Source organism: Nostoc sp., from assembly GCF_036917235.1.
Taxonomy (GTDB): Bacteria; Cyanobacteriota; Cyanobacteriia; order Cyanobacteriales; family Nostocaceae; genus Nostoc.
The window spans coordinates 62,280-74,919 of the sequence record NZ_JBALDU010000029.1 but is presented as its reverse complement, the minus strand read 5'-3'; the positions used below and the strand labels follow the sequence as shown (position 1 = coordinate 74,919).

Below are 12,640 nucleotides of genomic sequence, written 5' to 3'. Positions count from 1 at the left end.
AAGGTTAAGTAGCAAAAAACTTGATTATTAAATCTTATACCAATATGTTCTTTTCCTCTGCGTGAGCTTGCATCAGCAACGCTAAAAATTAAAAAATAATTGCTATAGAAAGCCCCATCAACATAAATATAAATTTAACTGCTGTTATTTGTCTTAAACTTCTTGAGTCGTAATAATCCCCTTTTGCTCATAAATTGGACGCATTATTTTCCTTAAAGCAGGTAACTGTCTGCTAAAAATGATTGACCCTAAAATACAAGCTATGCCATCAATAATTAAAGTATTGGGAGCGCCAATACGACTTGCTAATAAACCTCCTAATAAATTACCCACGGGAATCATTCCCAAAAATGACATTGTGTATAAGCTCATCAATCGTCCGCGTTTATCGTCTTCAACAATGGTTTGCAAAAATGTGTTGCTAGCAGCAATCTGAAGAATTGTTCCTAAGCCAACAAATAACATTGTAAATAAAGAGAGTGGTAAAAATCTAGATAAAGAAAAGGCAATTAAACCAGTTCCTAGAATTGCTGGAGCTAAGGCAATCAATTTACCAATTCCTAAGATTGTTTGGCGGGTAGCTAGATAAATACCACCAGTTAAGGCTCCAACTCCAGATGCCGCCATCAAAAAGCCCAAACTTTCTGCACCACCTTTGAGAACTTCTTCAGCAATAACGGGGACGAGAATAGTATTTTGCAGTCCCATCAGGCTGACTAAAGCTGATAGCAATAAGACGGATCGAATCGGTGAGAAACTAAAGGCATATACAAATCCCTCTTTGACTTTTTGCAAGGGATTACCGTCAGTTACCGAATTTTTCCAAGGTTTAACTTTCATTGCCAATAAAGCGGCAATTACAGCAACGTAGCTCAAACCATCAATTAAAAAACAATAGCCAGTTCCAACCCTGGCAATTAATAAACCCCCGATCGCAGGGCCAATTAATCGCCCACCATTAACCATTGTGGAGTTAATCGCGATCGCATTGGCTAAATCTTCTCTATGTTCAACTAATTCTGGCACAAAAGCTTGGCGGGCTGGCGCATCTAAGGCGTTAATAAATCCTTGCAACAAACTCAAGGCGATGATGTGCCATACCTCAATCACTCCAGTTAACGCCAGCGCTGCTAATGTTAATGATTGAATCATCGCCAAGATTTGCGTACCAATTAAAGTACGATACCGAGAAAAGCGATCTACAAATACTCCGGCAAAGGGAGCTAAAAAAAAGTTAGGAATTTGACTAGAAAATCCCACAACTCCTAGCATTAATGGGGATTTTGTCAAGTCATAAACTAGCCAAATTGTGGCAAGTTGCGTCATCCACGTCCCAATTAGGGAAATACCTTGCCCAGCAAAAAACAGCTGGTAGTTTCTTGACCTTAATGCAGGTAGTAGCGATTTTTTCATTTCAGGCTTGTTTTATACCAATCTGCTTTCATAGATATCATCTCACCTCATCTCTATACGCCTCTCTTTAGATGTAGGAGAATGTCATGGACAGAAAGAGGTTTTTCATCTTGTTTACAGGCAATTTCGTATTTAATGATGTCCGGTTGATTACTTACTAAACCCCAATAACCCCACCCCGCCAAAGCTACGCTTTGTTTCCCCTCTCGAAGAGCCTACCGTGTACACACATCTTTGTATAAAACCAAAATCGTTGAAGATCCCCCTAAATCCACGCCACTTGCTCCACTTGGGGAGACCCCAAGACCGCAGTGGCTCCCCTTAAAAAGGGGGACTTTGACTCTGGTTCCCCCCTTTTTTAAGGGGGGCTAGGGGGGATCTAAACGCTGTGAGGCAACTCTCAAAGACTTGTGTGTACACCGTAGCCCGAAGAGCGGGGAGGGGTTCTTTTATTATGGGTAATTTGGGGGACATGATATTACTTGACTTCCACCGCAACTTCCGCAGACATCCCAGGAGTAATCCGCGATTCGTATCCTTGAATGCTCTTTTGATCGAAAACTACTTTTACTGGAATGCGTTGGACAACTTTAGTAAAGTTACCTGTAGCATTGTCCGGTGGCAATAAGGCAAACTGAGCGCCGGAAGCTGGCGAAATACTTTCAACACGACCGATAAAGGTGTGATGAGGGAAACTATCTAGCTTGATTTCTACTGGCTCTCCTGGCCGCATCTTTTCTAATTGAGTTTCTTTGAAGTTTGCAACTACCCAATAGCTGTTATCGACGATCGCCAATAATGGTGTTCCTACTGCGACTCGGTTGCCAACTTCCACGTTTTTCCTACCTACCCGTCCGGCACTGGGGACGGTAACATTGGCATAAGATAGTTGCAATTGTGCGTCTTTCAGCGATGCTTCTGATTGCGCGATCGCTGCTTTTGCCGCTTCGTATTGACTACGCTTAACTGTGGTATCTTGTCCGCCAGCGGTAGCTTGTTGCAATCCTCCCTTAGATGCTGCCAATTTAGCTTGGGCGTTAGTAACATTTTCTTGCGCCTGTGCTAATTGAGATTGGGCTTGGGCAACACCAACTTTGGCGGAGGCGAACTTAGCTTTGGCTTGTTCTACTCCCTGAATCGCGGCGTTTTTCTGTGCCGTAGCTACATCATAAGCAGCCTTGGCTGTGTCTAGTTGCTGACGAGGAATCGCACCTGTTTTATACAATTCGTTGTAACGATTGTAATCTGCTTGGGCTTTTGACAAATTCGCGTTTGTTTGCGCTACTTGCGCTTGGGCAGCGGGAATCCCAGCTTGGGCTTCTTGCACTGCTGCTTGAGCGGCGGGAATCCCAGCTTGGGCTTCTTGTACTGCTGCTTGGGCTGTAGAAATTGCTGCTACTGCACCACTGACATCTCCTTGTGCTTGAGTTGTCTTACCAGTGGTGGTTTGTGAAGTTAAAGCAATATTTGCTTGGGCGGCTTGTGCTTGACCACGAGCATTTTCTAAGGCTGCTTGTGCTTGTTGTACCTTACTTTGATAGTCCCGTGGATCTAACTTCACCAACAATTGTCCCGGTTGCACCAGTTGGTTGTCATTCACCAGCACTTCACTTACAGTTCCGGGAATGCGACTACTAACTTGGTGAATATTTCCCGCAACGGTGGCGTTGTCTGTTTCCTGGTGGGTAGAGGCGTATTGCCAGTAGTGATAACCAAAAGTACCTGCGGCGATCGCACCCACACCTAATCCTGCCAAAATTAAACCAGTCGGTCTTTTCCGTTTTGGTGGAACTTCTTTCTCGATTTCAGGAGTTACAACAGGTGCTTCTGCTGTTGCGGATGTCTCTGGGGTAACAACTTCTAATGTCTCTAAATCGGGAACCACTTCTTTTTCTAAAATTGGGGTTTTGTGTCCGTTGCGTCCGTTAAATGTGTTAACACCCATGATTGCTACCTCGCTTGCTCGTTCAATAATTTGATTAATAGTCGTTTATTTAGAATGCGTAATATTCCCTGAAAAAAATCCTTATTTCCTTAGTATGCGTAATATTATCTCAAAACATATCTTTACACGACCTCCCCCGGTCGGGTGATTGTGGGATCATCTTTAAGACAGGTTAGCGATCGCTCGATTCAAGATTTGGGAAAACAGTTCTCGATCGGCAAAGGAAATACCATCCATTGCTTCATCACGCACCGCTGCGGCGATTGGCGGTAAAACAGCTTCTAGTTCCTTTCCTGCATCCGTGAGCCAGATTCGCCAGATGCGCCGATCTTGAGTGTCGCGTTCTCGACGCACCAAACCGCGTTCTTCCATCCGATCTAGTACGCCTGTTAAAGTCCCTCCCACTTGTTTGAGTTTGTCCCCAATACTAGAAGTAGGTAAACCATCTTCTTGCCAAAGACAGCACAACACCAACCAGTGAAATGGTGTCAATCCAAAGGGTTCTAGCTTTTCAGTAAACTTGCGACTCAGCAGTTGTGAGACTAATTTGATTCTGTAGCCCAAATTATATGGTGCCAGATTTTGCTGCCACGACTCTAAGGTTGGGGAGTGATTAGATGTAGAAACCATTTAGTAAAATACTTAGTGCGCGTACTATTATCATAACTAAATTAAAGTTTTTTAGCAATAGTTACTTTACATCTATCTTAGGGAAGAACTTGAATCAACTGGTGTTCTTTGACAGCGCCGATAATGCGTTGACATCCTCACCGACCTAAAGGCGCGGTGATTCTGGAGTAATGAGTAATAAGTAATAAGTAATGAGTAAATACCCATTTTTCATCCACTCATTACTCATTACTCCTTACTCATTACTTTAAAGCATTGCGTGAAGCACGGGGCTTCAGACCCAATTCTTTGGTGAGGTTGAGATAATTGAGAGGACTGGTTAGCATACATCCAAGCATAGCTCAAAGCTGAGTATTTGCGAAATAGAGGCTACTTGTTGGGCATGAATGGGAAGATAGAAATCAAGTATTACTTGGGTTTTCTTGTCAATTTGCACATATTAGGTAGGCTGAGAATGGAGCGATCGTTCTCTCGGTACACCCCTGAACGGCTACGATGATTTGTCACATTAAATCCAGCACACTGTACAAGTTCTAGCTGAAATCTTGCATGGGCAAGCGACACCCCATCCTTTTAATCCAGACAGTTCGGCTTTCATGACCTTTCGTTCTGGGTAAAAAACAGAGCGTTGCTAGAATTATTGGCTTTATAAATGACCGCTCAGTACTTGAAGATTGTACAATCATAAAAATTGAAAAAAGCTTTTGATTTTCCTAATTAACATAATTTATTCAGATATAGACGCGTACAATGCTAATTTCACAATTACAAAAAGTTTTAACAGCATCTATTACTCCAAAAAGCAAACAAAATCAATCTAGATTGACTGTTATTTTTTGGTACAGTCTCAGTCTAACTTTTGCTGTTGGTTATATTTTTATGGGGCTGCGACAAGCTTTCACCAGCAAATATATAGTGAGCGACGATGCACGGGAATATATTTCTTGGATCTATCGTTACTTTAATCCAGATTTATTTCCTGGGGATTTAATTGCTGATTATTTTCAGTCGGTGACACCAATTGGGTATGGTATTGTTTATAAAATAATTGCAGCTTTAAATATAGATCCAATTTTATTTAGCAAAATTTTTCCATTAGTACTGGGACTAATTACAACTAGCTATTGCTTTGTAGTTTGTATGGAGATATTACCAGTACCAATGGCAGGGTTTCTCGCCTCTTTACTTTTAAATCAAAGCCTTTGCCTTCATGATGACCTATTTTCTGCTACTCCTAGAGATTTTATTTATCCGCTGGTTTTAGCTTTTATATATTATTTAATCCGGTCTTCTGGATTTGGTATATTAATTGTATTTGCGCTTCAATGTTTAATATACCCTATTATAGCTTTTGTCAATTTATTAATTTTACTTTTGAGATTATTTCGCTGGCAGAATGGGCAAATAACTATTTCTCATAACCGAAAAGATTTTATTTTATTTGTAGCAGCCATTATAACTGCTGGCATCATAATTTTACCTTATACTATTCAATCATTACAATTTGGCCCAACAATTACTGCTGCTGTTGCGAGAACTATGCCAGAGTACTGGGATGGAGGAAGATTCAGGTATTTTACTCATAATATTATTAGTTATTGGTTTGATGGTAGAGATAGCGGTTTTTTTGCTTTAATTTCACCTCCTCAACTATTATTTGGTTTATTATTACCAATTATCCTGAAATTCCAGTCTCACTTTCTTTTAACCAAACAAGTAAAGGATGAAGTCAAACTATTACTACAGGTAGTAATAGCTAGTTTCATCATGTTTTTTATTGCCCATGCCTTAGCTTTTAAACTGCACTGGCCTAGCCGCTACACCCATCATACTTTTAAGATAGTACTTGCTCTTGCAGCAGCAATCTCTATTACCTTAATTTTAGATGCTACATTTCGATGGTCGAGACAAAATGGCAGACAAATTTTAATCTTGGGGACTATTACGATCCTTGGTGCAGGACTCGTTTTGTACCCTAGTAGCTTAAAAGTTTTTCCCAAAACCCCTTATTTAGAAGGTCAAGCCCCAACATTATATAATTTTTTGCAAAAGCAACCGCAAGATATTGTCATAGCCTCTACTTCCCAAGAAGCAGATAACATACCCATCTTTGCTCAAAGAACAATTTTGGTGGGTAAAGAATATGCATTACCGATCCATACAAAATATTACGCTCAATTTCGCCAGCGGATGATTGACCTGATTAATGCCCAATATACTGATGATATTAATCAGATTAAAGACTTTATTCAAAAATACCACGTAACTTTTTGGTTATTAGACCGTTCTGCATTCCTTTCAGAATATATAATTAAAAACACTTGGCTACAACAATATCAGCCAGCGGCACAACAAGCGAGCGCAAATTTACAGAAGGCTCTACCTGTTTTAGCAACATTAATTAACTCTTGTGCAGTTATTGAAACTGATAATTTAGTACTTCTCAAAACAGAATGTATCAAAGCAGTAGCGAAGACTTGAATATAATTTATTAGGGAAGAACTTGAATTAACTGGTACTCTTTGACAGCGCCGATAATGCGGTGAGGTCGAGATAATTGAGAAGACTGGTTAGCATAAATCCAAGCATAGCTCAAAGCTGGTACTTGCGAAATAGAGACTACTGCTTGAGGGCGATTAGGAAGATAGAAATTAAGCAGTACTTTTGTTTTAGCGTCCATTTCCACATAGTACGTAGGATGAGATTGGAGAATTGAAGCGATCGCACTTTGTTGTAAAAAAGTTTTTAAGCTAGAGTTATAGTCACTTAACATACCGATGCTACCTATCGCCGCCAAGGCCAGCCAACAGGGAATTAACCAACCTGCAATCCAATAACGCGCTGTGAGAAACTTTTTGTCAAAGTGGTAACGAGCAATCCACACCACAGGTAAAATTAACCAACCCAAGCCCATAGCCAAGCCAATACTTGCATACTTGCGGATATCAGAACTACCCCAGCTAAAAATGCCAATACTCGCTATAACAAGTAAAACACCTAATCCACCCAAGCCATAACTGAGGTTTCGGGGAAGATTATTTCTTGCAAAAAGGTTCAATATCTTTTTTTTACTTTTTTTAAGAGGGAATTGTGGGATAATTCCTATTTGATAAATATTACCTAACCAGTTTAAACCCACAGATGCAAACAAAGCGATGAACGGATAAAGGCAAAGACTATAGTGAGATAAACGAGTGCTAAAAATAGTAATTTCTACAAATAAAACAAGTGGAAAGCCAACTAATATTAACTGGTAACGAAGAATGGGACGACGCAGAGTTAAAAACAAACCTACAAGTCCGAAAAAAGCCCAAGGAAATGCGTTTATAGGAATATTCCAGACATAGAATAGTAGTCCATTATATTTTCGCTCTTCAGAACCTAGTTGTACAACAAACTTGAGTAACTCTTCAAAACTATTATTTCCGAAGTGCAGCCAGCTTAACCACAGCCAAACACAGGTAGGTATTAAACCTACGAAAAAACCTAAATATAAAATTGGGTTAGTAAGATGACGATGACGGCGATGTTCCCATATTAAATAAGGTAATAAAGCTATGATTGGCAAAAAAATCATAAAACTTCTAACTAAGAAGCCTAAACCTAAACTTAAACCAGCTAGAAAACTCCACCAGTAGCGATATTTAGGATGCAATTCCGTTTTGATTAAAGACAAAATAGCTAAAAGCACCAAGAGAACCATCGGTACATCAGGTGTACTTAAGCGAGAGTATTGCAGCCAGAGAAATTCTACACTTAAAATTGCAGCAGCTAGCCAACCTAATTTTTTGCCTAGCATAATTTTGCCAATTTCATACACAAGCCACAAGCTAAAAATGCCAGCAATCATACTAGGAAGACGCGCACTAGTATCACTGATACCAAACAGCTTGTAGAAACTGGCAATTAACCAATAAGGGCCAGGAGTTTTATGATGTGCTGTTTCCCAAGGAGCTATCCAATTACCAGAATCAAACATCAGACGGGCACGTGATGCGTAAAGCCCTTCATCATGTGCCATCAGGCTATTATGTCCAGAAGTAAATAGTAATAAGGGCAGTATCCAAACTAACAAACTAAAATAGGGTAATGATGCGACTAGGCGGATTTGTCGCCAAATATGCTGCAAGAAGTGTAGTTTATATAACATTGAATTGATAAAAATTGAATACTGCTATTTAGGTATCCTGCTGTTATTAAAATATGTTACATAGTGTTTGTGAAAAAATATCTGAAATTGCCGCAAATTTCGGAAACAGTACTCCAAAACAGAGATTTATGCAGTTAAGACCGAATCAGCGCCTGAAATTAGATGACACAGACGATAAGCTGTTCTACGCCTATCCTCGCTTCGTCACCCATGTTGATGAAGGATTTATTCAACAGCTAACGGATTTATACCACGATCGCCTGAAACCCAACACCCGCATTTTTGATATGATGAGCAGTTGGGTGTCGCATCTACCAGAAGAAATGCAATTTGACCATGTAGAGGGACACGGACTCAATGGTGAGGAATTAGCACGTAATGCCCGCTTAAATCATTACTTTGTGCAAAATCTTAACGAAAATCCCCAGCTACCTTTACCAGATGGAGATTTTGATGCTGTTCTCAATTGCGTATCTGTGCAATATATGCAATATCCAGAAGCAGTATTTTCCGAGATTTACCGCATTCTGAAACCCGGTGGTGTTGCAATTATCAGCTTTTCTAACCGGATGTTTTTTGAAAAGGCTATTCAAGCATGGCGGGAGGCGTCAGAAGCACAGCGAGTAGAATTAGTCAAAGCTTATTTCGCGTCAGTTCCAGGATTTACAACCGCAGAAGTTATAGCTCATAAATCAACATTACCGAATATCTTACAGTGGTTAGGTGCAGCTGGAGGAGATCCGTTTTATGCTGTTATAGCTTACCGCAGTTAAGCCAAATATTCACTAGTGCAAGAAGGCTTGTAGTAAGCACTTTGGTGCTTAAAAAATAAGGACTAAAGTCCTTACTACGAACTTATTTACCTGCTCAAAATTAAAATTCTTTTGTATATACATAATTTCTGTAGATGAATTATTGGTTAATGAAATCAGAACCAGAAGCCTATAGCATTGCTGACCTTCAACAGCAGAAACAGACTATCTGGGACGGCGTTCGCAATTATCAAGCTCGCAACTTTTTGCGCCTTATGGATGAAGGAGACTTAGCTTTTTTCTATCACTCCAGCACTAATCCTCCCGGTATTGCTGGGTTAATGCGTGTAGTGAAAAAAGATATTGCTGACCCGACCCAGTTTGAGCCAGAAAGTAAATATTACGACCCAAAATCAAGTTCCGAATCACCTCGCTGGCAAACAGTTGTAGTGGAATTTGTTGAGACTTTTTCTAACCCCATCTTGCTATCAATACTCAAAGAGAAGTTTAGCGCCAAAGAGTTAATGTTGGTGAGACAAGGAAATCGATTATCAGTGATGCCCGTCCCTGAAGCAGTAGCTTTGAAGATTCTGGCAATGAAAAACTCCTAGTTGAAATAATTCGTACCTCGGCTTCTCTACGAGACGCTACGCAAACGCTCGGCAACTTAATTCGTAATAAGCTAATCGGCATTTAAGTTGCATAATTAGGGCGGGCAAGATGCCCACCCCACAATATTTTGATTAAATCGAAATATGCAAATTAAATGTGTTTTAGCTTACAACTCTTGGAGAGGCTGCGCTCAGGACAAGCTCAGGACAAGCTCAGTACAAGTTCGTAATTCGTAAAACATCTTGAAGGAAGCTTGATTAAGTGAACACAATGTGATTTATTCTTGCCCACTTACTTCACACCCATTGCACAGGATCTAATTGATAGTAACGTTGCAGTTGCTCATAAAGTGCCGGATGCTTAGACAGTAATTGATGCGGTTTCTCAAAGAATGTCTCAGTTGCTACGGCGAAAAATTCTGCGGGATTTGTTGCCCCATAGCTATCCATTACCGTCTTTGCACCTTGTAAAACATCATTACAAAGTTGCTGATATGCTTCTGTCATCACCTTCGCCCAAATAGCATAGTCTGAGTTGTGTTGCAGTATCGGAACTCCTTCAGCTTTACCATCTTCTTGATCTAACTGATGGGCGAATTCATGAAGCACAACATTACGTCCATCTCTCCAGTTATTAATATCTTGTTTTACCTGTTCCCAAGATACTACTAATTGGTCATTTGTCCACGATTCACCTAGTCTTGCTACACGCCTTTCCTCAACAATATATTTTCCGACCGAATTCGTTTCCTGAACAAAATAAGCGTTGGGATACACCAGAATTGAACGAAGTCTGGGGAAGTATTGTCCACGTTCATTTAATAGAAGTAAACAGGCAACAGCAGCAAGAGTTAGTTTCATTTCCTCCGTCACCTGTAATCCTCTACAGCCAATAAATTGCTTTTCTGCTAAGAATACTTGAATATGTCCCTGAAATCGTCTGATTTCATCTGGAGAAAGACAGAGATAAATGGGAAGATTATTCTCAATAATGGCATTCCAAAGTGGAGGAAAAGGACGATGTTTGAGACGGTTCCTTCGCCTTTTGACTAAAATCGGATTGAGTAAAATCCCAGCGATAATCAGCCCAATGATAAGAAAGAAAACTATTGTTTTAATCATTGACTTTTGAGCAGCTTACATATTTAATTCACTGGTAAGCAGAAAGTTTAGAATAATGTTATTGTTGTGGCTCACTAACTACCGCTATTGGATCAGAATTATGCAAGATTGAACCTTGGTGGAAAGGCTATTTTGAAGTCCTTGCTCAACTTTGACAATCAGTTTATCAAAAGCCTCTTGATTTGCTGTCAGTTGTTCTTGAAGAACTTTTTCTAACTCAGGCTTTATTTGCTCACACATATCCTCAATTTTTTTGTCGCTCAAAAAATTAGAACGAATCCAACTAGGGACATCCACATTTGTCTTAATTACTTCTTGAACACTCTTACGATTTAGCTCCATTCCTGCTGCCATCAACGAAGCCCCATATACTAGTGCAATCGGCCAGGTTAAATGCCCAGTTAGGATGAGAGTGATGATGCTAGCCACAGCGCCTCCACCAATTACTACATTCACGATAAATGCTACTGTCTCAGCCAGAATAGCATCTCCAATCTGTAATTCTGGGTTAACAAAAGTTGGGTCAATACTATCCTCGAATCTTAAGCTGCTTCTAGGTATCTGAAACTTTCGACAGATTGGATCGGTTTGTGCGGCTAAATCGGGTTGGATTTTTTTGCTAAACCAAGAAGCGCATTGATGATTAATTATCTGCACGGCGCGTTCGCTTTTGAGCCACTGTTCTGCCCGACCGATTAAAGCTGTTTCTAAATCTGCTAAAGTCCGTATTTTGTTTTTTTGCCAATCTTTTAAACCTGGTTTAACTGCATTGACAATCAAGCCATCCGCCAAAGGCTTAGTTAGTGATTCGATTAACTCTGGAATATGCCTTTCAATCAAACCTTTAAGCTGGTTCGAGGTAAATAGTTTGTTGACTTCTTGCTTAAAAGCAGCAGCACGCAGATCCCATCTTCCTACTCGTGCTAAACCCATTGCAATGCACCGTTCCGGCTCTGGATCGGGGCGAAGCAACGTTTCTGGTTCGGGAAACATTTCCTGACAAAGAACGTGCGTGAACTTCATGCGAGATGCACCGCCAGTCATCAGCACAAGTTTCGGCACGATTTCAAGTTTTTCCAGCTTTTCTTTTGCCTCCTTTAAAGAGTTGCGAAATGATTTAATCCAACTATGATTTTCCAGTTCCGGTAAGGGTTGATTTAAAATTTCCTCCATCATCAATTTATTTACTTGGGGAATAAAATAAATCTGTTCGTTGATCGACTCGAACCCACGCGCAAAGGATTCAGGATCGCTGTATAACTGTTCATTAGAAAAGTAATCTTCTTTAGCTTTGCGGCAAGCAAGTTCACAACGAGCTTGGTGATGCGGATATTCCTGAAATACTTTTTCGAGTAATGCTTTTTGTTCGTGGTTGGCGAGAGTCCGGGCAAAAATAGCTTTGTCAATTAGGGATGCACCTAAAGTATTACTCCCGAAATCTATGGGGATTTCTTCTAAGCTTTTAACCAGAGTAAAATCTGTGGTTGAAGAACCAATATCGACAATTAGCACCGATGCCAGAAGTTTGTCATACTCCAACTTCCCGGCTTCCTTGGCTTGCATGAAAGCAGCCCGCGATTCGGGTACAACATTGAGTCGGGGAATACCAGCTTCTTGAAGTAGCTTTTGGTATTCGGTGCGATCGCTAACTGTCCATCCTGAAGGGCAACCAATGTAAAAATAGCTACTTTCCCCACCTGCAAGTTGGTTACTTTCTTTCAAAAGGCGGTAGTAGGTTGCCACAAAAGTGCTAATAGTTTCTCGATATTTGGGATCGTTGTTGGGTTTTTGCTTGAAAGAGATTGTCAGTTGAGTAACACCAGCTTGAATTAATGCTTGTTCCCCAACCAGATAACCGAGTTTAGGATGCCAACCAAGGGCTGTAATTTGGTTCTTTTTGTTGTTAATCTCCAGCATCTGGGGAGGTTCGATGCTTTCCACGATCGCTTTAGCTATAGCCGTTTCACCGTGTCCCAAATCAAAACCGATTGTTTCTAAAATTTCCATACCCTTATTG

The 12,640-nt window shown here is 40.4% G+C and carries 9 protein-coding genes; 3 read left to right on the top strand and 6 right to left on the bottom strand.

Annotation, left to right across the window (positions count from 1 at the left end):
* Nucleotides 1-153: 153 nt before the first annotated feature.
* The 3 genes from V7K44_RS09230 to V7K44_RS09220 all read right to left on the bottom strand — a co-directional run bounded on the left by V7K44_RS09230 (nucleotide 154) and on the right by V7K44_RS09220 (nucleotide 3,988).
* A complete protein-coding gene (locus V7K44_RS09230) occupies nucleotides 154-1,413 on the bottom strand; it encodes an MFS transporter (RefSeq protein WP_334930746.1) in 1,260 nt (419 codons plus the stop codon).
* A 478-nt stretch (nucleotides 1,414-1,891) separates the two neighbouring features.
* Entirely contained in the window at nucleotides 1,892-3,358 is a 1,467-nt protein-coding gene (locus V7K44_RS09225) for an HlyD family secretion protein (protein ID WP_334930744.1), read from the bottom strand.
* 162 nt (nucleotides 3,359-3,520) lie between these two features.
* On the bottom strand, nucleotides 3,521-3,988 hold the full coding sequence (locus V7K44_RS09220) for a MarR family winged helix-turn-helix transcriptional regulator (RefSeq protein ID WP_322692702.1): 468 nt from the start codon (nucleotides 3,986-3,988) through the stop codon (nucleotides 3,521-3,523).
* A gap of 750 nt (nucleotides 3,989-4,738) precedes the next feature.
* Between V7K44_RS09220 and V7K44_RS09215 the strand changes: the two genes are divergently transcribed.
* A complete protein-coding gene (locus V7K44_RS09215; RefSeq protein WP_334930742.1) occupies nucleotides 4,739-6,469 on the top strand; it encodes a hypothetical protein in 1,731 nt (576 codons plus the stop codon).
* 10 nt (nucleotides 6,470-6,479) lie between these two features.
* Here V7K44_RS09215 and V7K44_RS09210 read toward each other — a convergent pair whose 3' ends face one another.
* Nucleotides 6,480-8,138: an ArnT family glycosyltransferase gene (locus tag V7K44_RS09210; RefSeq protein WP_334930740.1), complete on the bottom strand. Its 1,659-nt coding sequence runs from the start codon at nucleotides 8,136-8,138 to the stop codon at nucleotides 6,480-6,482.
* A gap of 128 nt (nucleotides 8,139-8,266) precedes the next feature.
* Here V7K44_RS09210 and V7K44_RS09205 point away from each other — a divergent pair, with 128 nt between their 5' ends.
* Both V7K44_RS09205 and V7K44_RS09200 read left to right on the top strand, forming a co-directional pair.
* Complete coding sequence (locus V7K44_RS09205) at nucleotides 8,267-8,911, top strand: class I SAM-dependent methyltransferase (protein ID WP_334930738.1); 645 nt, start codon at nucleotides 8,267-8,269, stop codon at nucleotides 8,909-8,911.
* Nucleotides 8,912-9,045: 134 nt separating this feature from the next.
* Nucleotides 9,046-9,501 carry an EVE domain-containing protein gene (locus V7K44_RS09200; protein WP_334930736.1) on the top strand — a complete coding sequence of 152 codons (456 nt, stop codon included), beginning with the start codon at nucleotides 9,046-9,048 and terminating at the stop codon, nucleotides 9,499-9,501.
* A 297-nt stretch (nucleotides 9,502-9,798) separates the two neighbouring features.
* On the opposite strand, the gene V7K44_RS09195 is transcribed toward V7K44_RS09200, so the two are convergent.
* Together V7K44_RS09195 and V7K44_RS09190 are read right to left on the bottom strand one after the other, a co-directional pair.
* Nucleotides 9,799-10,623: a zinc-dependent peptidase gene (locus tag V7K44_RS09195; protein ID WP_334930734.1), complete on the bottom strand. Its 825-nt coding sequence runs from the start codon at nucleotides 10,621-10,623 to the stop codon at nucleotides 9,799-9,801.
* An 84-nt stretch (nucleotides 10,624-10,707) separates the two neighbouring features.
* Nucleotides 10,708-12,630 (bottom strand): Hsp70 family protein, encoded by a 1,923-nt coding sequence (locus V7K44_RS09190; protein ID WP_334930732.1) that lies wholly within the window; start codon nucleotides 12,628-12,630, stop codon nucleotides 10,708-10,710.
* Nucleotides 12,631-12,640: the final 10 nt, after the last annotated feature.